The 25,325-nt window shown below is 45.4% G+C and carries 25 protein-coding genes; 18 read left to right on the forward strand and 7 right to left on the reverse strand.

Features of this window, described 5'->3' with window-relative positions; translation table 11 throughout:
- Positions 1 to 115: 115 nt before the first annotated feature.
- The 5 genes from WC496_08930 to WC496_08950 all read right to left on the reverse strand — a co-directional run bounded on the left by WC496_08930 (position 116) and on the right by WC496_08950 (position 5,597).
- Positions 116 to 1,612 carry a hypothetical protein gene (locus tag WC496_08930; protein MFA5293141.1) on the reverse strand — a complete coding sequence of 499 codons (1,497 nt, stop codon included), beginning with the start codon at positions 1,610 to 1,612 and terminating at the stop codon, positions 116 to 118.
- Between the two features lie 139 nt (positions 1,613 to 1,751).
- Positions 1,752 to 3,566: a sodium:solute symporter family protein gene (locus WC496_08935; GenBank protein ID MFA5293142.1), complete on the reverse strand. Its 1,815-nt coding sequence runs from the start codon at positions 3,564 to 3,566 to the stop codon at positions 1,752 to 1,754.
- Between the two features lie 60 nt (positions 3,567 to 3,626).
- Complete coding sequence (locus tag WC496_08940) at positions 3,627 to 3,797, reverse strand: symporter small accessory protein (protein MFA5293143.1); 171 nt, start codon at positions 3,795 to 3,797, stop codon at positions 3,627 to 3,629.
- A 229-nt stretch (positions 3,798 to 4,026) separates the two neighbouring features.
- Complete coding sequence (locus WC496_08945) at positions 4,027 to 4,830, reverse strand: amidohydrolase family protein (protein MFA5293144.1); 804 nt, start codon at positions 4,828 to 4,830, stop codon at positions 4,027 to 4,029.
- Positions 4,831 to 5,024: 194 nt separating this feature from the next.
- The gene (locus tag WC496_08950; GenBank protein ID MFA5293145.1) at positions 5,025 to 5,597 is read right to left on the reverse strand and encodes an AP2/ERF family transcription factor; all 573 of its coding nucleotides are present in this window, start codon (positions 5,595 to 5,597) and stop codon (positions 5,025 to 5,027) included.
- 676 nt (positions 5,598 to 6,273) lie between these two features.
- Between WC496_08950 and WC496_08955 the strand changes: the two genes are divergently transcribed.
- The 8 genes from WC496_08955 to WC496_08990 all read left to right on the forward strand — a co-directional run bounded on the left by WC496_08955 (position 6,274) and on the right by WC496_08990 (position 14,772).
- Complete coding sequence (locus tag WC496_08955; protein ID MFA5293146.1) at positions 6,274 to 7,014, forward strand: DUF3800 domain-containing protein; 741 nt, start codon at positions 6,274 to 6,276, stop codon at positions 7,012 to 7,014.
- A gap of 825 nt (positions 7,015 to 7,839) precedes the next feature.
- The gene (gene gap, locus WC496_08960; GenBank protein ID MFA5293147.1) at positions 7,840 to 8,850 is read left to right on the forward strand and encodes a type I glyceraldehyde-3-phosphate dehydrogenase; all 1,011 of its coding nucleotides are present in this window, start codon (positions 7,840 to 7,842) and stop codon (positions 8,848 to 8,850) included.
- Between the two features lie 74 nt (positions 8,851 to 8,924).
- The gene (locus WC496_08965) at positions 8,925 to 9,662 is read left to right on the forward strand and encodes a nucleoside-diphosphate kinase (GenBank protein ID MFA5293148.1); all 738 of its coding nucleotides are present in this window, start codon (positions 8,925 to 8,927) and stop codon (positions 9,660 to 9,662) included.
- Between the two features lie 27 nt (positions 9,663 to 9,689).
- Positions 9,690 to 10,931 (forward strand): phosphoglycerate kinase, encoded by a 1,242-nt coding sequence (locus WC496_08970; GenBank protein MFA5293149.1) that lies wholly within the window; start codon positions 9,690 to 9,692, stop codon positions 10,929 to 10,931.
- A gap of 194 nt (positions 10,932 to 11,125) precedes the next feature.
- Entirely contained in the window at positions 11,126 to 12,058 is a 933-nt protein-coding gene (locus tag WC496_08975) for a PTS sugar transporter subunit IIA (protein ID MFA5293150.1), read from the forward strand.
- Positions 12,059 to 12,060: 2 nt separating this feature from the next.
- Positions 12,061 to 13,599, forward strand: coding sequence for an SLC13 family permease (locus WC496_08980; protein ID MFA5293151.1), 1,539 nt, complete (start codon positions 12,061 to 12,063; stop codon positions 13,597 to 13,599).
- Between the two features lie 260 nt (positions 13,600 to 13,859).
- Positions 13,860 to 14,540, forward strand: a complete 681-nt coding sequence (gene rpe / locus WC496_08985; protein ID MFA5293152.1) for a ribulose-phosphate 3-epimerase — start codon at positions 13,860 to 13,862, stop codon at positions 14,538 to 14,540.
- Positions 14,541 to 14,577: 37 nt separating this feature from the next.
- Positions 14,578 to 14,772 (forward strand): hypothetical protein, encoded by a 195-nt coding sequence (locus WC496_08990; protein MFA5293153.1) that lies wholly within the window; start codon positions 14,578 to 14,580, stop codon positions 14,770 to 14,772.
- Between the two features lie 59 nt (positions 14,773 to 14,831).
- On the opposite strand, the gene WC496_08995 is transcribed toward WC496_08990, so the two are convergent.
- Positions 14,832 to 15,731, reverse strand: coding sequence for a hypothetical protein (locus WC496_08995; GenBank protein MFA5293154.1), 900 nt, complete (start codon positions 15,729 to 15,731; stop codon positions 14,832 to 14,834).
- 18 nt (positions 15,732 to 15,749) lie between these two features.
- Positions 15,750 to 15,950 carry a hypothetical protein gene (locus WC496_09000; protein MFA5293155.1) on the reverse strand — a complete coding sequence of 67 codons (201 nt, stop codon included), beginning with the start codon at positions 15,948 to 15,950 and terminating at the stop codon, positions 15,750 to 15,752.
- 389 nt (positions 15,951 to 16,339) lie between these two features.
- Between WC496_09000 and accD the strand changes: the two genes are divergently transcribed.
- The 10 genes from accD (at position 16,340) to WC496_09050 (ending at position 25,320) form a co-directional block, all read left to right on the forward strand.
- Positions 16,340 to 17,188 carry an acetyl-CoA carboxylase, carboxyltransferase subunit beta gene (gene accD / locus WC496_09005; GenBank protein MFA5293156.1) on the forward strand — a complete coding sequence of 283 codons (849 nt, stop codon included), beginning with the start codon at positions 16,340 to 16,342 and terminating at the stop codon, positions 17,186 to 17,188.
- Positions 17,189 to 17,286: 98 nt separating this feature from the next.
- Entirely contained in the window at positions 17,287 to 18,342 is a 1,056-nt protein-coding gene (gene hisC / locus WC496_09010) for a histidinol-phosphate transaminase (protein ID MFA5293157.1), read from the forward strand.
- A 3-nt stretch (positions 18,343 to 18,345) separates the two neighbouring features.
- Positions 18,346 to 18,930 (forward strand): imidazoleglycerol-phosphate dehydratase HisB, encoded by a 585-nt coding sequence (hisB, locus tag WC496_09015; protein ID MFA5293158.1) that lies wholly within the window; start codon positions 18,346 to 18,348, stop codon positions 18,928 to 18,930.
- A complete protein-coding gene (ispF, locus tag WC496_09020; GenBank protein ID MFA5293159.1) occupies positions 18,927 to 19,439 on the forward strand; it encodes a 2-C-methyl-D-erythritol 2,4-cyclodiphosphate synthase in 513 nt (170 codons plus the stop codon). Before hisB ends, ispF begins: the two co-directional genes overlap by 4 nt.
- 101 nt (positions 19,440 to 19,540) lie before the next feature.
- Complete coding sequence (cysS, locus tag WC496_09025) at positions 19,541 to 20,971, forward strand: cysteine--tRNA ligase (GenBank protein ID MFA5293160.1); 1,431 nt, start codon at positions 19,541 to 19,543, stop codon at positions 20,969 to 20,971.
- Positions 20,971 to 21,441, forward strand: a complete 471-nt coding sequence (ruvC, locus tag WC496_09030) for a crossover junction endodeoxyribonuclease RuvC (protein MFA5293161.1) — start codon at positions 20,971 to 20,973, stop codon at positions 21,439 to 21,441. Before cysS ends, ruvC begins: the two co-directional genes overlap by 1 nt.
- Positions 21,442 to 21,470: 29 nt before the next feature.
- Positions 21,471 to 22,655, forward strand: a complete 1,185-nt coding sequence (locus WC496_09035; GenBank protein MFA5293162.1) for a PLP-dependent aspartate aminotransferase family protein — start codon at positions 21,471 to 21,473, stop codon at positions 22,653 to 22,655.
- A 6-nt stretch (positions 22,656 to 22,661) separates the two neighbouring features.
- The gene (gene ruvA / locus WC496_09040) at positions 22,662 to 23,294 is read left to right on the forward strand and encodes a Holliday junction branch migration protein RuvA (protein MFA5293163.1); all 633 of its coding nucleotides are present in this window, start codon (positions 22,662 to 22,664) and stop codon (positions 23,292 to 23,294) included.
- A gap of 2 nt (positions 23,295 to 23,296) precedes the next feature.
- The gene (ruvB, locus tag WC496_09045; GenBank protein ID MFA5293164.1) at positions 23,297 to 24,331 is read left to right on the forward strand and encodes a Holliday junction branch migration DNA helicase RuvB; all 1,035 of its coding nucleotides are present in this window, start codon (positions 23,297 to 23,299) and stop codon (positions 24,329 to 24,331) included.
- A gap of 35 nt (positions 24,332 to 24,366) precedes the next feature.
- Entirely contained in the window at positions 24,367 to 25,320 is a 954-nt protein-coding gene (locus WC496_09050) for an N-acetylmuramoyl-L-alanine amidase (GenBank protein ID MFA5293165.1), read from the forward strand.
- Positions 25,321 to 25,325 lie beyond the last annotated feature (5 nt).

Genomic DNA, 25,325 nt, shown 5'->3' on the forward strand with positions numbered 1-25,325 from the left:
AAAAACCGAAAAACTGAATATACCATTTATGGCGTTTTTTTCAATAAAAAAAACCCGGCTATTTAGCCGGGCTTGTCAGTGTTAGTCCGTGTTTTAAGTCCGCGTCAGTTAGTGTTTAGAATGTGTATTCGAGATTTAGCCTCGCAAAATATGCCGCGTCCCTGCTGGAGCTTTCATAGTAATTACCCGGAGAGAAGTATTCAAGCAGTATATGCCCTTTAAATTGTTTGGTAAATTGATATTTGAACCACATGGTCCCAAGGTGGCCTCTAAATCTGCTGTTTTGTGACCACGCTAAACCGGACGAGTGTGCAGTACCTCCGACCGTATTCTCATCGGCCCAAAGCATATGATAATCCGTATCCATCGACAGCTTCTCGGTTAGCTGAATGCTGTGTCCGAGTCCAAGCCTGTAAAGATTCGTAACTTCGCCTATCATAGTTTCGAGGTTATAACTATAGGACAGAATTTCACTAACCCGAGGCCACTCACCCCAGAGCGGGTCAAACGCCTCATTCTTGCTGGTATCCGGGTCATCGCCGGACAGGAATTCGAAACTGCCGCGAAGTTTATTTTTCTTGGCATCGTTGAAATGATATTCGATTCTGTCAACAGTTCCAAACGCCTGAAGGTCCTGCATCTTAAGACCACAGCCGGTTAAAGTCTCTTTGCGTCCTACCTGGAAAGCGCCTTCCATTCTGTATTTCCAGTGTTCGCTGTCAGCAATCTTACCGGACATCGCCCCGCCGATTGTATATATCTCGGCCTTTCTGCTCCAATACGCCGGAGATCTGAACGCCGGCCATATATCATGCGGGTCTGTCGGGTTATAGTTAATCGGGTTATCATTCTTGTAGATGAAGTATCCTTCGAGATTCATATTCGACCGTGACTTGTCGGTTAAATAAATAATGATCGCCCTTTCGTCCTGTTCCGTTCCCTGTCTATGACGGTCATTGATTGGTTTCAAATACGCGTCTTGCGAGGCACGATTCTCAATGTAAATCATATCAAGAGAAACATTATCATTTGGTTTATATGTGAACCGTAAAGCATCGAAAAAAGCGGTTCTCGATCCATCGAGCGGATTGGCATCGCATATGAGCCATCCTTCGCCAAGGAAGATATCCTGTCTTCCGGCAACCATCGTCAGCGGAGCATCGAAAAGATTTCTCACGGTCAGATTGAACTGGTCAAACATAATTTCGTCAAAATCAACCTGCTGGCTCTTGCGTTCAGGACCATCCCAGCTTCGGAACTCCCACGTCAGTTTGAGGTTGAAGTCCATATCATCGTTGATTTTGGTTTTAGTCCACCATCTCATTCTGTTCCGCAGAAAATTCCATCCGCTGTTTCTTCTTGTTGCATCGCTGTTGAGCGTATCGAGGTTCCAGCCATTTACCCATCGGAACCTGTAATCAGCGCCCATACTGAGCCAGTCGGTAGGATTGTGGAACCAGTCCCTGAAATCATCGTAGCTTCTACCAGAATCGGTGCTGACTGCGGGTGACGGGGTTGTTGCGGCGGGCTGCTGCTCGGCTGCAATACTGTATTGAGCCAACAGTGCCGCGGTAAACATAAAAATAGTCAACAGTTTCCATACACCTTTCATTTCTTTCTCCCTAAAAAACGATTAGTTGATATTTTTTTACGTTATGCCAAACTGGCAATAGTATTACGCAATTTTGAATATATTTCAACAACTTTTAATAAATTTTAAACAATTTTATTATAGGACAAAAACCCTATAACTAATTCTTGCCAAAGCACTTATCCAAATGTTCCTTAGAGCACGGTTTGGTAACCATAGTCACAACAATAGCTACAATAATCGATATCGGCAAAGCGACAATCAGCGGGTCGACTGTCGGCCAGTTGGGATATGCCGCAAGGATACTTGTTTTGCCATCGGTGAATTTCTGAACCAGTCCAATATCCCCTGCTTCCTGGGCCTTTACGAAAAGAAGCCAGAAGGAAGTAATCAAAAATCCTACAAACATCGAACATATTGCGGCAGCTTTAGTCATTCTTTTGAAAAACAATCCGCCGACAAACGCCGGCAAAAACGCCGATGCGCACAAGCCGAAGAATATCGCCGTAGCTCTTGCTATGATGATTGGACTTTTCTGCGCAAAAAAGCTTAGCAGCACAGCGATAATGATACCGACAATAACGCCGATTCGGGTTACTCCCGTGGTTCCGCCGTGCTTCGGATTAATCTGTTCATAAACATCTCTGCCTATGCCTGTGCCCATTGTATGGAATTGGCTGGACAGTGTGCTCATCGCGGCCGACAGGAGTGTCAGCAGGAATATTATGCCGAACCATTTCGGCATCGCCGATGTTACATACAGCGGAATTATTTGTCCTGCGTTACCTCCGGCATAAACAACCGAAATACTCCTGCCCTGCACGATAGCCACATCTTTGCCGTCGAGCATCGCTGCGCCGGCCGTTTCACCGGTCAGTTTCACAGGCGCCATTTTCCCTTCGACATCGGTCCATCCGCCGGATTCGTCTTTCTTCATTATTTGCAGAACGGCAAGTCCTTTTTGTTCGTCTATTGTTTTTGCGACTCGTCCGCTCATCTGCGGGCCGTATTTATTGAAATAAACATTCGATAGTGCTCCGACTGTAAACGCCACGCCGGTCATCATCAGGATAAATACACCGCCGATGGGTACCGCCCTGTTCAGCTCTCTTTTGCTCTTGACGGTCATAAACCGCACTATTAGCTGCGGCTGAGCCAGCACTCCTATGCCGACGCCCATTGTTATTGTGGATATAACTACCCACCACAGGTCGTATTTTTTATCTCCGAAACCGAACTTCGGCATAGCTGTCCATCCCTGATGTCCCATTTCTTTCAATTTGCCAGGCACAAGCGCCGCCATATCGGTAAGGTACTGATGGCCGTCGATAATTCCTCCGATTTTTATATAAGTCCAGACCAGCAGAATTCCCATACCTATAAACATTATAGCGCCCTGCAAAGCGTCTGTGTACATAACGCCTTTAAGCCCGCCCATAATCACGTATGCCGCGGTTATAACGCTGAAGACAAGAAGGGCAACATTATAATCGACGTCGAGCTGCGTAGCTAAAAATTCGCTGCCGCCGATAAGAACCGCTGATGCGTACAACGGCATAAAAATAAATATTATTATCCCTGCGGAAATCTGGATGAATTTGCTTTGATATCTTCTGCCCAATAGTTCCGGGAACGTATGCGCGTCAAGACTATGCCCCATTCTTCTTGTCGGTCCGCCGAGAAACACGAAGGCGATAAAGATTCCGACGAAAATATTCAGCATAGTCAGCCACAGCAAACTCATGCCGAACAAGCCCGCCGCGCCGCCGAATCCGACGATTGCGGATGTCGAGATAAACGTCGCCCCGTAGCTTAGTGCCATAACGAATGGATGGGCCTTTCTGCCGGCAACCATATAATCTGTCGCGCTTTTAGTCCCCCTGTAGCCCAGCCAGCCGAGGTACACCACCATCAGCAGGTAAACCAGAACCGCAATTATTGTCCCCGCACCTACCGTATTAGCTAAGATATTCATATTCATATTCTCCAGAAAAAAATATATATCTTTTCAAATCCGTTTTATACGAGAAATTTTCTACATCTTTTCTTCAGCTTTATCCTCTTCCGACGCCCAGTGCTTATCCTCAGGACGAACCTCTGTGGCGCCTTTGTTCCAGTTGAAAAATCCGTATAACACACATAACAATGTACTGGCAATACAAAGAATATAAACAAGCGATATCCATTTGTCTTGAATTCCCAACATACTAATGTCTCCTAATTAAAGTTAATCTCCATTCTTAACGATACTGATAAGGCTATTTTTATTAGTACTATCCTATTTTCGGTAAACTTCACCCAAAAACCATAATTTTTTTAACGATTTAACAGTAATCAGGACATTGCCCATCTTTTATTTTATTGCGAATATACCCACAAATAGACATAAGGCATTAAAAATAAAGGATTTACAAAAAAAGTGACCAAAAATATGATTAATTTATGCCAAGCAGTCTTTTGGCGTTGCCGTAGAGGATTTTACCCATTCTATCAGGCGATAAATTGAGTTTGTTTAACAGATTAAGTGTTTCTTGCTGGTCACGCCATGGGCTATCGGTACCAAACAATATGTAATCGGCCGGATGCTTTTCCAAAAGCGCCTTCGCTTTCGGAACAGGCAGATAATCCAGCGCAAATGAAATCTCCATATAAATATCCCTGCCGATTATCTCATCAGCAACCTCATCCCACTGCTGCCAGGCTCCGAAATGCGTCGTTACCAGCTTCAGTTCGGGAAACTTTTTCATCACATTCAAAATCCTCGCAGGGCACGCCCTGTCGATAAACTCAAACGCAATATCAAAACCGGTGTGCATTACAAGAATCAAATCGTATTTACACACCTGCTCGTAAAACTCGAACATCAACTCGTCATCAAGATAAAAATCCTGATAGTACGGATGCATTTTAATGCCCTTTAGCCCCGCCTCAGCAATCTGCTTTATATGCCCGTCCCTCTCAGGGTCAGTCGGATGAACGGAACCAAACGGAATTATCCTATCGGATTGAATCTGCTTCGACCAGTCGAAAATCGGCTGAAACTGCCTGGGCTTTGTGGCAATCGAACAGATAACACTTCTCTCAATGCCAGCCTTGTCCATCGATTTCAATAACGAACCAATCGTACTGTCCAGAAAATACGGAATCTCCGGATGATGCTCGGTAAGAGCCTTCATAGCCTTGGGAGCCAAATCGTCACTAAACGCGTGTGTATGAAAATCTATTATTTTCTTAGCCACAGAGATTTCCTTTAAATTACTTATTAGCCACAGAGTTCACAGAGGCCACAGAGATTTCCTTTAAATTACTTATTAGCCACAGAGCTCACAGAGGCCACAGAGATATAACTTATACCAAAAAAGTATTTTCTGCAAGAGGGTAATTAGATAAAACATAGCCACGAAGCCACAAAGGCACAAAGACATAAAAAGAGCTAAAAGTTTAATACAGCAAATTCGCCGTGATAAACCTTGGCGGCTTCGTCATAGGCCCTTGCGGCGTCTTCCTCATTGTCGAAGTGTCCTAAATATATTCGCCGATGATTACAATTTAAAGATACTTCCCATTTGTTACTATTTTTAATTTTGCTAACGCCTTTGTATATTGAAGAGCCCTTAATACGCTTTCGATTGCTGCTACTTTCTGAAAATGTGGCCAATCGGAGGTTTTGTCTTGTGTTGTTCAGGCCGTTACGGTCTTTGTGGTCAACGATAACACCTTTTGGAGCATTTATAATCAGCCGGTGCATATATATGACTCTTCCGCCTTCGATGCGGGCGACATAATGATTTTTACTTTTGTTTTCAGTACATTGCCAGTCGTTCTGAATCAATGCCGGATAGTCTTGGGGAGAGACGAGAACATATTTTGTCTCAGCAGATTTTCCGCCAAACAGTTTTATTTTCCGAAAGGCGAAGCCGAAGCGTTTCCTGCGGTAGCGAAGAAGGAAATAAACAACAATACTTTCGATAATATTCGGCAATTTAATGCGAAGGTCTATATACATTATTATCTCCTGTTTTTTAGCCACTGATGACACGGTTTTTTTCACCACAGAGTCACGAAGACACACGAAGATATTGCTTCAACTAAGCTATTCAGCTTAAATTCAGATTAATCAACCCGCTCTACAAGCGAGCTTGCCCGCAGTTCTCAAATCTGAATTTTTTACGGCTGCGCCAAAAAGTTGAAGCTGTACGTTTGCTTTAAGGCACAGTTCCGCAGGGCAAAATTCAAAACGATGTGCCGGCGTCAAGTTTACTTGTAAGCAAGGTACGAGTTTTGAATTTAATGTGCATTTATGCATTGCCTTAAAGCAATATAGCCTCCGTGAACTCTGTGTTCTCTGTGGCTATATAATTCGTGTCTTAGTGCCTTAGTGGCTCTCTACCCTTACTGAAAAGTTGCGCGGTTTTGACGAACTTTTCGCGGATTTTTTTTGAGTGAAATTCGTAAGTGCTTATGAGGCTGAGAGATAAAAATTTGAAAAAAATCTTATTTTTCACAAATGCGCAATTTTTTTATTGCGCGTTTTTGATTATTCGGACAAGGGAAGTAGGGTTTAGGGTATAGGAAAGTGAAAAATTGAGGAGCCGCCGGAGGCGGGAAAATAAAGATAAAATTGGTTGAGTTTAAAAAGAACAGGAGTATAATTTGGCGTAATAATAAGATGGGAATTAGAAATGGATTATTATTTATTTCTCGACGAGACAGGAGACCACGGTTTAAGCTACGTTGACGAAAACTTCCCGATTTTTCTATTATGCGGATGTCTTGTAACATCAGAAAATCTGAAAAAAGCTGAAGAAAAAATAAATAATTTTAAATTAAGATTTTTCAAAACATCCGAGGTCATATTACATTCAAGAGATATTCGTAAATGCGAAGGCTCTTTCCAGATTTTATTCGATTTAAAAATTAAGGAAGAATTTTATAAGACTCTTAATGGCATTTTATCCGACCTGGACTATTGTTTGATCGGTTCGGCAATAAATAAAAAAGAACACATCATAAAATACGGCAAAAGTGCCAAAGACCCATATTCAATTGCATTATCTTTTATTCTCGAACGAACGGTTTTTTATTTGAATAGTGCATCTTCCAATTCTTCTGTCAGTATTCTGGTCGAGAAAAGAGGAAAAGCCGAAGATAAAAAACTGCTTTCAGATTTTAACTCCATAATGGACAGAGGCACATACTATCTAAGCGTTGACAGATTGAAAAAAACCATTAAGGATTTTTCTTTTCTCAGTAAGAGAGAAAATATTGTCGGGCTGCAAATAGCCGACTTATGCGCATATCCGCTTGCACGGCATTTGCTCAATCCCAAAGAACCTTATATACCTTTCAAAACGATAGAGAAGAAGATTTATTGCGATGGTAATAATCGATATAACGGGTGGGGTTTAAAAGTGTTTCCATAAAAAAAGCAAGGAGTCAAACAAACAACCCCTTGCCGACTGGGGACACCCCAATCCTTAAGTATAATACGACAAAAAACACTTCCGAGTCCAGTAAATTTTTAAATTTTTTAACAAAATTGAGGAGCCGCCGGAGGCGAGCAAGTTTTGAAAAATGCGGGTTTACCCCCTCCCAAATTTCCCTCAAGGAGGAAATTTCTGATAATTCGGGGGTCTTCGCTACGCTACGACGCTGCGCTTCAAAAAAAACAGATAAAATTGGTTGAGTTTAAAAAGAACAGGGGTATAATTTTATCAGTTCTTTGAGGAGCAATAAGGAAGAATCAAAGCTAAAAACAAAAAAACATCAAAAAAATAAAGAGCAACATTATTGAACTTTGCGGCAAAAAGGAAAAGCGAAATGGAATTCGATATAGTAAAATTAGGCCAATTAAAAAGGCAAATTAATTTCGATACCTTAAGATTTTCATTTTTTGGAATGAATGTTTAAGGTAAATGGTGGGTTACTTTTACCGCTCGCTACTGGTCGCGGACGTTTAAAGATTACCCACGCGCTAACCGATTAATATACCCATCGCTTACGGTTAAAGATTACCCATCGCTTACCCTACGCAGGGTCTTCGCTTCGCTTCGACGCTCCGGGCTCGGTAAAATAATCTGCTTGACAGTGCCCTATGGTATCCCTAAAATCCGCACTCCGAAAAGTGTAAAACAGCCGCAAAGGCACAAAGTCACTAAAAAAAGCATAAATATAACGCTTAAACTACTTCGTGTTAGTGTTTTGGTGGCTAAATAACTATAAATCTTTATTCTAAAAGGAGTTGTTCGATGGCGACAAAAGTGGCAATTAACGGCTTTGGCCGAATCGGCAGAGCAGTAGCAAGAATCATTATGGACAGAAAAGATATGGAGCTTGTGGCGATTAACGATTTGTCGAACGCCGCGGCTTTGGCGCACCTGTTCAAATACGATACAGTAATGGGGCCATGGAAAGGCACTATTAGTGTTAAGGACGATACGATTACGATTAACGGCAAGGCCATTAAGGTTTTGGCGGTGAAGAATCCGGCGGAGCTGCCGTGGAAGGCGATGGGAATTGACGTCGCGGTCGAATCGACCGGCATTTTCAGAGCGAAAGAATCGCCAAAAGGCGGTTATGGCGACCACATTAAGGCCGGTGCAAGGAAAGTCGTTTTGACCGTTCCCGCGAAAGACAAAATCGACTGTACCTGCGTGATGGGAGTAAATGATAAGACTGTAACGAAAGAAATGAACTGCATATCGAACGCGAGCTGCACGACGAACTGCCTGGCACCTTTGGCAAAGGCACTACAGGAAGCATTCGGAATTAAGAGAGGCCTGATGACGACCGTTCACGGATATACGAACGACCAGAACGTCGCGGACCAGATTCACAGCGACCTTCGCAGGGCAAGAGCAGCGGCACAGAATATTATCCCGACAACAACAGGCGCGGCAAAGGCACTGGGCGAAGTTATACCTGCACTGAAGGGTAAATTAGACGGATACGCACTACGCGTTCCGGTTATCGTAGGAAGCTGCGTCGACCTGACAGTTGAACTGGAAAAAGAAGTTACCAAAGATGAAGTTAACGCCGCTCTTAAGAAAGCCGCTGAAGGCAATCTTAAAGGCATTCTGCAGTATTGCGATGAGCCAATCGTAAGCAGCGACATTATCGGCAATCCGAGCTCGAGCGTATTCGATTCGCTGTGCACAATGTCGATGGGCAATTTCATTAAAGTTGTAAGCTGGTACGACAACGAATGGGGATATTCGAACCGCACGGTCGATATCATCGCGAAAGTCGCGGCTATGTAAGAAATTACCGGCCCCTGCCATAAAAGACAGGGGCTTTTTTTATTTTTTAATTTATTCACAAAGGATGCCGCAGTATGAACGAAAAACAGCTCGAACAAACACTTGTTCTTATCAAGCCTGATGCGCTTAAGAATTCGATAACGGGATTTATATTTTCACAGCTATCTGAATTTCACACGGGAGCGCGCTTTGCCGGGGCAAAGGTGGTAAACGTATCGAGGCTTCTGGCGGAAGAACATTATGCCGAGCATAAAGGCAAGCCGTTTTTCGAGGCGCTGCTCGATTACATAATGGGCAAAGTGCATTATTCCGAAGAGAATAAATGGAAGCGAAGAGTAATCGCAATCGTTTACCTTGGCGAGGGCGTTCTTGACAGGATAAGGGCGCTTGGCGGGCCTACGAATCCGCATAAGGCCAGAGAAGAAAAACCCGGCTGCATCAGGGCGCTTGGCACAGTGGTGAATCTCAAAGATAAAAACGGTAACGACATCGGCGACAGACTGGATAATCTAATCCATACATCGGCCTCGACGACAGATGCGGAAAGGGAAATCAAGCTGTGGTTTATGCCGCACGATATTCCGCCGATGATGCGGGCATATCCGACGGAAACCTGTCCGAGGCATTATTATTATAAAGAAGGCCGGCTGTATAATACATACGAACCGGATAGTATGCTGCTTCTGGCGCCGGGCGATATGGTATGGAAGACCGACCTCGAGATACTGCAAAGCTGCGATGCGGACGGATGCAAAAAAGGCAGATTAAATACGGTCGCGGCAAAGTATCTTATCAACAGAGTGAAAGTATAAGCTGCATTGCAAGAAAGGAAAGCTGTTATGGCTAAAAAAACAGTGGCAGATGTTGAAGTAAAAGGCAAAAAAGTTTTGATGAGGGTCGATTTTAATGTCCCCATCGACAGCAATGGAAATATCACTTCCGATAATCGTATCGTAATGGCGCTGCCGACGATAAAGACAATCGTGGAAAAAGGCGGCAGAGTAATTCTGATGAGCCATCTGGGCAGGCCGGACGGCCAAAAGAAACTCGAGTTCACGATGAAGCCTGTTGCAAAGCGGCTTTCGGAACTTCTGGGCAAGGCGGTTGTTTTCGCAGAGGACTGCATCGGTGCCGATGTAAAGGCGAAAGCAATGGCGTTAAAAGACGGCGATGTAATGCTGCTCGAAAATGTGCGCTTCTATAAAGCAGAAGAAATAAAAGATAAGAAAGCAAAGGACAACCCGGCTCTCCGCAAGGAAAAAGACGATTTCGCCAGGCAGATAGCGGAACTCGGCGATGTGTATGTCGATGACGCGTTCGGAACGGCTCACCGCGACAACGCATCGATGCTCACCGTGCCGCAACTTATGGGCAGCAAGCCCAAGGTGGTTGGATTCCTTGTTGAAAAGGAACTGAAATTCCTCGGCGATACAATCAATAATCCGGTTCGGCCGTTCGTTGCGATTCTGGGCGGAGCGAAAGTCTCGGATAAACTTGCCGTAATCGAAAATCTCCTGACGAAAGTCGATAGGATTCTTATCGGCGGCGCGATGGCCTATACGTTCTTCAAGGCACAGGGCAGAAAAATCGGAAAAAGTCTGTGCGAAGACGATTTCATCGAAAAAGCAAAAGAACTGTTCGGCAAGGCAAAGGCCGCAAATTGCGAACTGATACTGCCGGTAGATGATGTTATCGCAAGTGAATTTAAAGAGAATGCCGAGAACAAGGTCGTAACCGGCGATATTCCGGACGGCTGGCAGGGACTGGATATCGGGCCGGCGTCAAGAAAGCTGTTTGTTTCAAAACTTGCCGATGCCAAGACTATCGTATGGAACGGGCCGATGGGCGTATTCGAGATGAAGCCTTTTGATGAGGGCACAAAGGCAGTCGCGCAGGCGGTTGCAGATGCCACACAGAAAAACGGAGCAAAGAGCATTATCGGCGGCGGCGACAGCGCAAGCGCCATCAAAAAGATGAAACTATCTGACAAGGTAACGCACGTCTCGACAGGCGGCGGTGCGAGTCTTGAGTTTATGGAAGGCAAAAAGTTCAAAGCCATCGAAATACTGGACGAGAAGTAGGGAACAGGGTACAGGGTATAGGGTATAGAATAAACAAAGGCCGATGAAAACCATCGGTCTTTTTTTTGTTTTCAGGCTGAAAAACCGCTATATGGGGGGATAAATACGGCTGGATACCGCCGGATAAGATTGTTGCAATTCATAACGAAAAGTGATATATTCACCGGTTTGTATAAATATCTATACAGGAATATATGACAGAGAACAAAACAAATCATATTCAGTTCGCCTCGCTGTTCAAGCCGGCGTATGTTATCTGTCAAACCGAGAAAACCGACCGCAACACAATAATACACGACCTGCTTGAAAAGCTGGCGTACGAAGCGGGAATCGGAAACGTCGAAGAGGCATACAAGGAAATACTGTCCCGCGAAAACGAATCGCCGACCATCGTCGGGCCGGGCATATCAATGCCGCACGCCAGGCTGGACGCCGTCAATAAAATTGTCATTGGCATCGTTACCTCGAAAAATGGAATCGTTTACGCGCCGGGCAGAAGCGACAATTTAGTCAAACTTATCATTCTCACCCTCGCACCGAAAGCTGCGCCGGGATTGTATTTGCAGGCAATAAGTTCCATCGCGAAAATCTGCCAGAATCCGGAAACGGCCGAGAAGGTAGCGGTACTCGATTTGCCGGAAGATGTATGGGGATTTTTCAATACGAACGGAGCCGCCCTGCCGGACTTTCTGCACGCGTGCGATATTATGGAGCCCGTAACGGTAAAGCTGCAGGAACACGATACGCTCGAACGCGCAATCGATTTGTTCGTCCGTCACAGGGTAAATGAAGTGCCGGTGATTGACAAGGACGGCGAACTTATCGGCGTTGTAACGACGCACGAACTGCTGAAGGTCTGCCTGCCTGATTATGTGCTGTGGATGGATGATTTGACGCCTGTTATTAATTTCGAGCCGTTCGCACAGATACTGCGAAAGGAAAGCAAAACGTGGCTGGCCGAGATTATGACGCCTGAATACGCGACAGTTGACGAAAACGCACCTGCCGTACAGGTGGCCAAGGAAATCACACGGCAGAATACCGACCTCGCTTATGTTATGAGAGGCAAAAAACTGGTCGGCGTCGTGTCGCTGGCGACGTTTTTGAGCAAAGTTTTGCGGGAATAAATATGACCGATTCAGAAATCAAAAAGGCAAAGATTAAAAACGCCGTTTACCTGCTTATAATGCTCAGCGTAAGCGGAATGGTCGGTTTGCTGGCGCATTTTCTGGAATTCGACAGGCAGCAGGCGATGTCCTGCTCGATATTCATAATGATTATAATGGCGACGCTGCTGTTCTGGCAGTTCAGGCTGGCCATCGCGTTTGTCGGCATCGGAGTTTTGATGGGGACAAACGTACTGACGCTGCCGACGTTCATCAGGGAATGCAAAATCGACGTGATTCTTTTCCTTGTCGGTATGATGGTAACGGTAGGCGTGCTTAAGGAACTGGGCCTTTTCACGTGGATTATTCAGAGCGTTATTACCATTCCGCATATTACCGGCACGACATTCGTAATCATAATCGCCGGGCTGGGCGCGTTTATGGCCTGCGCGGTCGATGAAGTAACATCCATCGTATTCATCGCTACCCTGGTTTTCCAGGTTTGCGATACGCTCAAGATTCGTCCGACTCCTTTTATAATTGTCGGCGTATTAGGGACAAACGTTGGCTCAAGCGGAACGATGCTCGGCAACCCGGTCGGAATCTTAATCGGACAGAAAGCGACTCCGCCTTTGAGCTTCGTCGATTTCATCACATGGTCGTTTCCGATTATGCTCGTAACTCTTACAGTTACGATACTTATTTTACTGTACTGGTTCAGAAAAGATATCAAGATGCTTTCAGAAAGGCTCAACGCAAGGCGTCAGCTCGGTCTGGGACTGGGGCCATTGGTAAAAGTGCCTTACAAAAGCGGCCTTGCCGTCCTGATAGGTATGATTACCTTTATCGCGCTGCATCATTATATCGAACTGAAACTCGGACTTGCTCCGAATACGGTGCTGATTGTCGCGCCGCTTGTTATCGCCGGCCTGCTTATGCTGTGGCGGCACGAACGGGCAAGACATTACATCGAAGCGGACGTCGAATGGTGGACGCTGCTGTTCTTTATGATGCTGTTCGCAGTGGCAGGAACGCTCGAAGAGACGCACGTCTCGACCAGAATCGCAGGCTATTTTCAGCAGGCGTTCGGCGATAAACTTTCATTGCTGATACCGGCGGTTATCGGAATATCGGCTGTCGGCTCGGCGTTTGTCGATAATATCGTTTTCGTCGCGGCGTTTATGCCCGTTGTAAATAAACTCGGCCATACATCCCTGCTTTGGGCGCTTCTGCACGGGGCGTGCCTGGGCGGAAATATTACGATGATTGGCTCGACGGCAAATATCGTCGCGCTCGGTATGCTCGAAAAACGGTACCGTACACATATTTATTTCTTCGAATGGCTCAAGGTCGGAGCAGTCGTCGGCGTCGTTTCCTGCCTTATCGCGTGGGGCGGCATCGCAATTCTTTCGCCTTATATGCCGTCGCAAAACGAACGCCATACGGCCCGGCAGACGGCCACAGAGAACACAGAGGTATTAAAGCCACAGAGCACACAGAGTTCACAGAGTAATAATTCATTACCGGCCACAGAGAACTTAGAGGGCTCAGAGGAAAAATAAAGTGAGCGATGAATTAACAGAAAAAAGATTGATTGATGGCGTCAAAAGAGTATCATTATAAAAATAAATATCTCTGTGGCCTCTGCTGAAGCGCAGCGGAAGTCCCGACGCATCGGGATAACCCTGTCCGCCATAGCCTTCTTGTCCGTTCGTAGTCCCTTAGGGACGAAGACGGATGGCGACGGCGGATGGCTAATAAGTAAATATCTCTGTGGCCTCTGTGAACTCTGTGGCTAAAAAGTAGTTTAAAGGAAATCTCTGTGGCTGATAGACAACTACCAAAAGCGGGTACAATTGAAATCGCACCGTCGATACTGAGCGCAAACTTCGCCAAACTGGCCGACGAAATCGGACAGATTGAGCATACTGGCGTGAAGATGGTTCACCTCGACGTTATGGACGGCCATTTCGTGCCGAATATTACTATCGGGCCGGTCGTGATTGCGAAAATCCGCAAATATTCCAACCTCGCGTTCGACAGCCACCTTATGATTAGCGAGCCGGAAAGATACGCCGATGATTTTATCAAGGCGGGTGTGAATAATATTACTTTTCATATCGAGGTTGTGCCGAATCCGAAGGATTTTATAAAGAAGCTGCACGACGCAGGCATATCGGCCGGACTTTGTCTTAATCCTGAAACGCCTGTGTCGAAAATTGAAAAATACGCGCATTTAGCCGATATGATTTTGGTTATGACGGTTCATCCCGGCTTTGGCGGGCAGAGTTTCATTCAGGCCGCGGCTGATAAAATAAAACCCATTCGTCAGATTGTCGGGGCGAATATAAGGATTGAAGTTGACGGCGGAATCGACGCAAAAACAACGCCGATTGTTACGGCACTCGGAGCAGATACATTAGTCGCCGGTAATGCTATCTTCGGACAAGCCGACAGGGTAAAAGCAATCGAGGCAATTCGTAAGGCCATTGTAAATGTTTAAATGTATTACAAATGTTAAATCTTAAATTATTATTGGTATGGACAAAAGAACAAAGATTGTTACTGCTGTTGCGATGCTGACGATTGGTATAACGTTTATTGTTGTACTATATATAAAATCGGCGGTAATGCACAAGATTCCCGCTTACATTGCTTTCGTCCTCGGTGCAGGAGTTTTAGTCGGCGAATCAATCGCCGCGTATGTAGTCCTCACCAAACCTGACAAACAATAAAACTTTCTCTTATCGCAGGAAAGAGTCTTCCCTTTTTAGTTGTCTCAATAATTAAAATTCTATGAAGTGGATTCATTTATATTTTCAATACACAACCATATCAACGAAAGCATTCTAAAAAATAAATAGTTTATATTTCTATCTTTTTCTATGTTCTTTTTATCAGTTTCATGATGTCTAATTCTATACTCATTTCCCACTAAGGTTAACTTTTTAAATTCATCCTCAAATAAATCTTTATCTAATTCATTAGATATAATTCCAATAAGTCTTTGAGATGAATTTTTTTTATCATGATTAAAGTATGTTTTTATTCTTTCAAAAGCATCCCATAATTTCTCTAATGCTATTTGCTTGTCATTTGCGTCCAAAAATCTGGTTTTTGCTTCTTCAATTAATGCGTTCAATTCTTCATCTTTTGTTTTTGCTTTATTATCAAAAAGGAGTTCAATATTAACATTTAGGTCTAGTATTGCAGACAAATCTACACTTTCATTTTTTGCCATGCTGTTGACAATAAATTTTCTAAACTCTTCTATGGCTTGTTTTAAGAAAGAATCATATTCTGGCAAATTATGATTTTTCGCATGTTCGATAAAGTATTTTTTCAAAAAAAGTCCATCATTAATTACCGTATGAATTTGCGATATGTCTAATTCCGACAAAATATCTCTAACCCAAAATCTTCTTGTAGAACCTCCATGTGTATAATTGAAACCTAAGTCTTTAAAAAAAGCAGTTAAATAATAAGATGAACGATAAGGAAATTTATCATTATCGCCACATATCATTTCTGCAAGTTCAAGTTCGAAATCAATATTATTTTCTCTTGCTTTTAATAGTTTTAATTTCTGTAAATCTTCTGCATTTTTTGGATGTACTTTTAGTTTGTAAATGTAGTCTGTTAAAATTGACTCTGCTTGCTTGAAGTCTGTTTCTATTCTTTCTATATTATTCATTTTAAAAAGTAAAGTATTTTAAAAAGGGATTTCGTCATTTATATACTTATAGAAATTTAATCTATTAAATCTTATTTTATAATTTCCACCCAAAACTTTACTGACGATTATTTTCCATTTTTCGAATTTTAATATATCAAAGGTATTTGAACTTTTGTAAAATTCATTAAATTCATTTAATAAATCTTCTAATTTTTTTATTTGTTCTTCCTTAGTCATTAATCACCTTATCAATGGCTGATCTGTATGGTTTTTGAAACTTAACTTAAATTATATCCCTCTTTTCGCTAAAGACAACCGGAAATATCGGCATTTTATGAAACGCCGGAGGTAAAATTACCGCTCCATTACCCTTGCGCAGGGTTTCCGCTTCACTCCAACTGTCGCGGCTCTGAACCCCCCAATGGAATGGGGGTAAAAAATGGACTCGATTTTGTCCAATTATATGATATAATCCGCAAATTAATAGATAATTAAACGCCCCCCCGGCACCCCTGCAGTTTTGTCAGCGGACAAAACTAAGCGATGGGGTCTCCGCTGCGGCTCCGACAGGTCCGGGGGCTAATCTGAAAAATGGGTTCCCGCCTTCGCGGGAATGACAGGGAACAATGGCAAAACAAGCAAAATCACAATGGGACGGCTTCAGTTTAACGCCGCGGCGGGAAATGCCCGCGGGGCTGTGGATAAAGTGCCCCGGCTGCGAAAAACTGCTATTCAAAAAGGCCGTCGTTGAAAATCTCGACGTATGTCCGGAATGCAGCTACCATTTCCGTATCGGGGCGGCGGAAAGAATCAAATATCTCGTCGATGAAGGCTCATTCGAAGAGTTCCTGACCGAAATGGTTACCGCTGACCCGCTGAATTTCACGTTCAGGGGCACCACCTATAAGGAACGCGCCAAGGCATCCGAAAAGGCCGCGGCGGGCAAAGAGGCTATGCTTGTCGGCAAGGCGTTCGTTAAAGGCAGGCCGATTATGCTGGCGGTAATGGATTTCAATTATCTCGGCGGCTCGATGGGCGCGGTTGTCGGCGAAAAACTGAGCGCGGCAATCGAAAAGGCGATAGAAGAGACGCTTCCGCTTGTCGTGGTCAGCTCGACCGGCGGAGCGAGAATGCACGAAGGCGTGGTTTCGCTGGCACAAATGGCTAAAACCAGCGCCGCTTTGGCGAGATTAGACGATAGCGGCGGGCTTTTCATATCGGTTCTGACCGACCCGACGACGGGCGGAGTTACGGCGAGTTTCGCGATGCTGGGCGATGTTATCATAGCCGAGCCGGGCGCTTTAATTGGTTTTGCAGGGCCAAGGACGATTTACGAGACGATTAAGGTCGAACTGCCGGAGGGGTTTCAAAGGGCCGAATTCCTGCTCGAACACGGGTTTGTCGATATGATTGTGCATCGCAAGGACTTACGAAGCGAAATCGCAAGGCTAATCGACTACTGCTGCAAGAAATAAGCACCGACCGACACAGACGAAAACACTGACTAACACGGACAAATTCGTCAAAAATCAGACTTTGCAAACCGTAATTTTCAGCGTATAATTCCCTGTCTATGAGTTATTTTCGCGAAAATATAGAAAAAATGGCCGGTTACGAGCCGGGGTTCCAGCCGAGCAGCGCCAACGTGGTCAAGCTCAATACCAATGAAAATCCATATCCGCCGAGTCCGAAGGTAATCGAGGCGATAAAAAATATAACCGCTGAGCAAATCCGCAAATATCCGCAGCCGCTGGGCGATAGTTTCAGAGAAGCGGCGGCGAAAGTGCTCGGCGTCAAACCGGAAAATATTATCTGCGCAAACGGCGGAGACGATTTGCTGAATATGGCGATAAGAGCATTCTGCGATGAGAGCCGCCCTGTCGCTTATCCGACACCGACATATTCGCTTTACCCGGAACTGGCGAGGATACAAAATTGCCCTATTATCGAAATTCCATTCGACAGCGAATTCAATCTGCCGGCAAAACTCGCATCGACCGGCGCGGCACTGACAATCGTATGCAATCCAAACGCACCGAGCGGAACATTCATTCCGAAAAAAGAACTTATTCAGCTTGCCGAGGAACTTAACGGAAAAGGCGTTTTGCTGATTGACGAGGCTTATGTCGATTTCGCCGAAGACAACTGCCTCGAGCTTGTGAAAAAATTCGACAATGTAATTATCCTGAGGTCGATGAGCAAAGGCTATTCGCTTGCGGGAATGAGGTTCGGATTCGGTATCGCAAATGAAAACCTGATAAAGGGCCTGTTGAAGGTCAAGGATTCGTATAATGTCGATGCCGTGTCAATCGCGGCGGCGACGGCGGCAATCGAAGACCAGCAGTATTTCAGGAATAACGTTGGGAAAGTCAAAATCGAAAGAAAAATACTGACTGAAAAATTAATCGAACTCGGATTCGAGGTGCAGGCGAGCCAGTCGAATTTTGTTTTCGCAAAACCATCAAAAGCAAGAGCTATCGATATCTATGAAAAACTCAGGGATAAAGATATATATGTCCGGTACTGGGCATATTCGGATATTAAGGATAAGCTGAGAATTACGGCGGGAACTACCGGGCAGACTAAAATACTCATTGACGCATTAAATATAATTTTAGCCGAGGGATAAAAAATGGCTGACAGAAAAGCGAAAATAACAAGGAAGACAAAAGAAACGGATATTCTGCTGCAAATCAACCTTGACGGCGAAGGCAAATACGAAATCGATACCGGCATAGGGTTCCTGGACCATATGCTCAGTCACCTTAGCAAACACAGCAAAATCGATATGACGCTGAAGGCAAAAGGCGACCTCGAAGTCGACCAGCATCATACGGTCGAAGACGTCGCGATATGCCTGGGCGAGGCGATTGTGCAGGCGCTGGGCGATAAGAAAGGCATCGCACGCTACGGCAACAGCGCGGTGCCGATGGAAGACGCACTGGCGAATATAGCGCTGGATTTGTCGGGCAGGCCCTTCTGCGTTTATAACGTCGAATACAGAACGGAAAAGGTCGGCGATTTCGATGTGGAATGCATAGAAGAGCTGCTGAGAAGTTTCGCCAATCACGGCAAATTCAATCTGCATATAACCGTACCGCACGGCACTAACAGCCATCATATCGCAGAGGCGATATTCAAAGCACTTGGACAGGCGATGGGGCAATCGGTTAAAATTACCGGAAAAGATATTCCAAGCACAAAGGGTTCGCTGTGAACGGCGATATAAATTACGAATACAGAACGGGCATCGGCACCGATATTCACCGGCTCGTCGAAGGCAGAGCATTGAAACTGGGCGGCATAGTTATTCCTTACGAAAAAGGACTGCTGGCCCACAGCGACGGCGACGTCGCGCTGCACGCGATGATAGACGCAATAGCGGGAGCGGCGGGACTTGGCGATGTCGGAATGCTGTTTCCCGACAGCGACCCGCAATTTAAAGATATCGACAGCAAAGAACTTGTGCTGAAAGTCAAGGATTACATCGCGGCGAAAAACTGGGAAGTGGTAAATATCGATATTATTGTCAACGCCGAGGAGCCGAAACTTGGGCCGTATAAAATGCAGATGAAAAGATGCATCGCCAGCCTTTTGGGAATCGATTTCCTTAATGTCAATGTAAAGGCAAAGACAAACGAAGGTCTCGGCGAAATAGGAACAGGACTGGCGATATCGGCGATAGCGACAGTGTTACTCAGAAGAAGATTAAAAAGAACGTTATAAGGGCATAGGGGACAGGGTATAGGGTATAGACAACAATTCGTCGCCGTTTCGGTGACGGCTAAACCCTATCCCCTAAACCCTGTACCCTTAAAGGAAAATAAATGGAATTGAAACTTTATAATACTTTAACGCGAAAAACAGAAGAATTCGTGCCGATGCAGCAAGGCAAAGTCGGGATGTACAGTTGCGGGCCGACGGTGTATTCGCATCCGCATATCGGAAATTTCAGAAGCTTTCTCGTCGCGGATTTATTAAAGCGGTTCCTCGAATTCAAAGGATTCAAGGTAACTCATATTATGAATATCACGGATGTCGGACATCTGGTCGATGACGCTGACGAAGGGGCCGACAAACTGGAAGAGGCGGCGAAAAAACAGAAAAAAGACCCGCTGGAAATTGCGAAATTCTATACAGACTCATTTCTGCAGGCGAGCAAACTACTTAATATAAAACCGCCGAATAAATACCCAAAGGCGACAGAGCATATCAATGAAATGATTGGCATAATCAAGATTCTCATCGACAAGGGTTTCGCTTACGTTGTCGGCAATAACGTTTATTACGATGTTATGAAGTTCGCCAATTACGGGCAGCTTTCCGGTAATACGCTCGAAGATGTCAACGCAGGGGCGAGAATAGAAGTTAATCAGGAAAAGAAAAATCCGCAGGACTTCGCACTCTGGAAGCACGATACCAAACACTTACAGCAGTGGGACAGCCCATGGGGCAGAGGATTTCCCGGCTGGCACATCGAATGCTCGGCGATGAGCTCGAAATATCTCGGCGCCGAATTCGATATTCATACCGGCGGAGAAGATAATATTTTCCCGCATCACGAATGCGAAATCGCGCAGTCCGAAGCGGCGAGCGGCAAAAAATTCGTTCACTACTGGCTGCATACGAGATTTTTGATGTTCGACGGCGAAAAAATGTCAAAATCCAAGGGCAATCTTTACACGATTCCGGAACTTATCGAAAAGGGATTCAGGAAAAACGCGATTCGATACTCGCTTATCTCCTCGCATTACAGGCAAAACTACAATTTTACGTTCGATGGAATAAAAGCCGCTCAGCAGGCGATAGATAAAATACAGCAATGCGTCCTTCGGCTGACAGATTTGCAGAAAACCGGCAAGGCCGGCGAAATCAGAAGGCAGTTTAAAGATTTATCCTTCAATTGCCTGACTGAATTCGACGCGGCACTTTCCGACGATTTGAATATTTCAAAGTCGCTGGCGGTTTGCTTCGATTTTATACGGGAAGCCAACAAGGCCGAAGATCTGAATTCGACAGAAGCCGCTGCCCTGCTGGATACAATAAATAAACTCGATTCGGTACTCGGCGTTCTCGAAGCAGACGAAACCGAGGTGCCGGAAAATATAAAGGAACTCGCTGAAAAAAGAAAAGCAGCTAAATTAAGTAAGGATTGGAAAACGGCTGACGCTGTGCGGGCGGAAATTACGGCACAGGGCTGGACTGTCGAAGATACTCCCGGCGGAGGATATAGAATAAAACGCGGGGAGGAAGCGTAATGAAGATTCTCGGCATCGACCCTGGTTTGCAGATTTGCGGATATGCCGTGATTGAAGCTGACAGGAACAATATGAAGCTGCTCGAGGCGGGAGTTTGCCGAACGAATACGAAACTGCCGATTGAGAAAAGACTGGTGCAGATAGCACAGGATATAAAATCATTGCTCGAAAAATTCGACCCTGCCTGTATGGCGGTTGAAGAATTATATTCGCATTATGCCCATCCCAAAACCTCAATCTTGATGGGACACGCAAGAGGTGTTATACTTGCCTGTGCCTGCGAAAACGGCACGGAAGTAAAGAGCTTTGCGGCGACGAAAATAAAGAAGTCGCTGACGGGCAACGGAAGAGCATCGAAACTTCAGATGCAAAGAAGCATTAAGAGCCTGCTGGGCCTTGCGAAGATGCCGGAGCCTGCGGATGTGGCGGACGCTATCGCGGCGGCACTTTGCTGTGCCAATTCGATTTGAGGCAGGAACATCGCTGATAAAGGGATTTTATGAAGAAACAAGTTGACAAAAAAGCGGGATTTTCAACCACGGCTGTGCACGCCGGCGAAATCCGTTATAACGAATACGGCTCAATAACCACGCCGATTGTTCAGACGTCCACATTTATTTTCAAAAACATCGACGAAATAAAACAGCTTGCCGCAGGCGTCAAAGACAGATTCGAATACGGCCGCTACGGGAATCCCACACAGGTCGCGGCCGAGCGGAAACTTGCGGCACTGGAAAACGCCGAGGACGCCGTGCTGTTTTCAACCGGAATGAGCGCGATAACAACCACGCTTTTCGCACTGCTGAAATCCGGCGACCATATCATAATAACCGATGACGCATACAAGCGAACGCTCGACTTCTGCCTGAGATGCCTTGAAAGATTCAACATCGGCTGTACGGTAATCAAAATGGGCGACTATGAAGCGATAGAAAACGCGATAAAGCCCAATACGAAGATTTTTTTCTCGGAGTCTCCGACAAATCCATATCTGAATATAATGGATTTGGACCGGCTGATGGGCATTTTCAAAGGGAAAGGCATTCTCGTCATATCGGACAGCACTTTCGCAACGCCTTACAACCAGAAACCATTGGAATACGGAATAGATTTAGTCATACACAGCGCGACTAAATATCTCGGCGGACATAACGACCTGCTCAGCGGCGTGGTGCTCGGAAGAAAAGAACTGACCGGCACTATTCGGGACTATCTCAAGATAACCGGCGGATGCATCGACCCGCATTCATCATACTTTTTAATCCGCGGCCTGAAAACTTTCGAGCTTCGTATGCAGCGGCATAACGAGAACGGGCAAAAAATCGCCGAGTTCCTCGAAAACCATCCGAAAGTAGAAAAGGTATATTATCCGGGTCTGCCGAGCCATCAGCATTATAAAATAGCGAAAAAACAGATGAAAGGATTCGGCGGAGTCGTTACATTCGAAGTGAAAGACGACGTAACTTGCGCACTCGAATTTTTGAGCAGGCTGAAAATTATCTGTATCGGGCCGAGCCTTGGCGGCGTCGAATCGCTGATTACGCATCCGGCTACGATAAGCTATTACGGCATAAGCAGGGAAGAGCGTTTGGCACTGGGCATCAAGGACGGACTTATACGGCTTTCAATTGGAATTGAAAACGCCGAAGATATTATAGAAGACCTGAATCAGGCATTGGCGTGATAATATATGATAGCACAAATTGAAGGAAAACTCGTTCAACTGGACAGCGACAAGGCATTGGTGCAGGTCGGACAAATCTGCTACGAGGTGCTTGTGCCGGGCTATCTGGCAAGTCTGCTTGGAAGCAGAATCGGACAGGACATTATCCTTTCCACGATGGAATATTACGAAGGAACGCCCGGCGGCGGAAATCTCGTACCGCAAATGGTCGGGTTTGTGAGTACAGGCGAAAAAGATTTTTTCAAGAGATATACGAGCGTAAAAGGCATCGGGATAAAAAAAGGTCTCAAGTCGCTTGCCCTGCCGATAGCGACCGTCGCGGCGGCTGTCGAAGGCGGCGATGAAAAAACGCTGACCGCCCTGCCGGGTATCGGCAAGAGACTGGCCCAGCATATAATCGCCGAGCTTAAAGGCAAACTGACAGGCTTTGCGGCAGGAGCCGAACCTGCACAAGCAAAAGAAGAGACAGCTTTCGCAGGGTTCCAGATTGAGGCACTTGAAATTCTTATCGCATGGGGCGAAAAACGAAACGAAGCGGCTGAACTTATCAATATGGCGTGCAGAAAACATCCGAACATTAAATCGGCAGAAGAACTCGTGCCGCTGGTTTACAGAATAAAACAGGGAATTGAGGTTTAACGATGGCGATAGACAGGGTTTTAGACTCTGATTCGATAAATGAGCAGGAAGAAAATTTCAACGCTTCGCTGCGGCCGACGAATTTTGCGGAGTGTATCGGTCAGCAAAGTGTAAAAGAAAAACTGTCCATTGCCATTGAAGCGGCGAAAAAAAGAAACGAACCGTTAGAGCATATTCTGTTTTACGGCCCGCCGGGACTCGGCAAGACAACGCTTGCCCACGTAATCGCCAACGAAATGGACTCGAGAATAAAGACCACATCGGGACCGGCACTTGTCAAGCAAGGCGATGTAATGGGACTGCTCAGCAATGTCAATACAGGCGACATACTATTCATCGATGAAATACACCGGCTAAGCACGCCTGTCGAAGAATTTATTTACCCCGCGATGGAAGATTTCCGTGTCGATTTCACGGTCGACAGCGGTCTTCACGCAAAAACAATAAATTTCCCATTGAAGCGGTTTACACTTATCGGCGCAACAACGAGGGCGGGTCTTTTGAGCGCACCATTACGCGGCAGGTTTGGAATGCTGTATCATTTGGAATTTTACAGCAGAGGCGAACTTGCACTGATACTTAAACGCTCGGCAAAGCTGCTGAATCTTGTCTGCCAGGACGGTACGCTTGAGCTTATCGCTTCGCGAAGCAGAGGCACGCCTCGAATCGCAAACAGACTCTTAAAAAGGGTTCGCGATTACGCGCAGGTAAAAGGCAAGGGAAAATTAACCGATGACGTGGTTACGAACGCATTGAAGATGGAGCAGATTGACGAGCTTGGTCTTGACGAGCTTGACAGGTCGTTTTTGAGGGCTTTGGCAAACATATACAACGGCGGACCTGCGGGCATCGAGGCGCTTGCCGCTACGCTGGGCGAAGAAAAAGACACCCTCGAAGACGTTGTCGAGCCGTATTTATTACAGATAGGATTCATCCGCAGAACAAATCGGGGCAGAGAAATAACGGAACAAGCCTGTAAACATCTTGGTATCGAGCTGAAAAGAAAAAAACAGCAGGATGGAACAGAGCTTTTTTAGAATGAAAAAATAATTATAATTTCGAAGGAATCAAAATGAGAAAAACCGTATCGCTGATTTTATTATTTGTTTTCGTTATGCTTGCGGCGGCAGGCTGTCAGCAGCCCGCCAAGCGAACCGGCACAAGTTCGCTGCTGAAAGACGAGCAATTAGTCGATGTTTATTACCTTGCCGGCAAACTCGGTATGAGTATATCACAGGCAACCTATGACAAAATATCCTTTAACGATACAGTTAATACCGTAACCATTCTGCCAAAACAAAACCAGATTTATGTCAACGACAACTATATCGGGCCGCTTGGAAAAACCAAAAAAATCGACGGCCTGCTTAATATTCGCGCCTCTGCGGGAGACGAAATACAAAGCAAACTCGCAAAACCGGTCATGGAAGTGCCGGTACCGATACCGACCCCTCCGCAGCAGCCGAAAACAGCATGGCAGCTTACAGGTAAAACAATCATAATCGACCCTGGACACGGAGGCAAAGACCCCGGCGCAATAAGTTATTACGAGTACGAAGAAAAAACTGTAAATCTTGATGTAGGTCTTGCGATTGCCGAATTGCTGCGAGACAAGGGACACAGGGTTATAATGACCCGTAACAGCGATGTGTTTATCGAACTTGAAGAGCGCGCCGCTATCGCCAACCGCAACAGGGCGGACGTTTTCATAAGTATTCACGCGGATTCATCGGCGACAAGAAGCAAAAACGGCTTTACACTCTACGTCGCACGCAGCGCCTCATCGGCATCAATCAAACTCGCCGATTCAATCGACAATTGTATGGCTCGGACAAGTATAAGCAGCAACGGTGTCAGGAAAGCAGATTACCGTGTGCTTACGCATACGAGATGCCCCGCCGTTCTGGTCGAACTCGGATACCTGTCAAACTACTGGGAGGCCAAACAGCTTAAAAATGTCGATATGCAAAAACGTCTTGCTCAGACTATCGCCGACGGCATAGCAAATTATCTCAATCGCAGATAAATTTT

The organism is Phycisphaerae bacterium, assembly GCA_041652575.1.
Taxonomy (GTDB): domain Bacteria; phylum Planctomycetota; class Phycisphaerae; order Sedimentisphaerales; family UBA12454; genus UBA12454.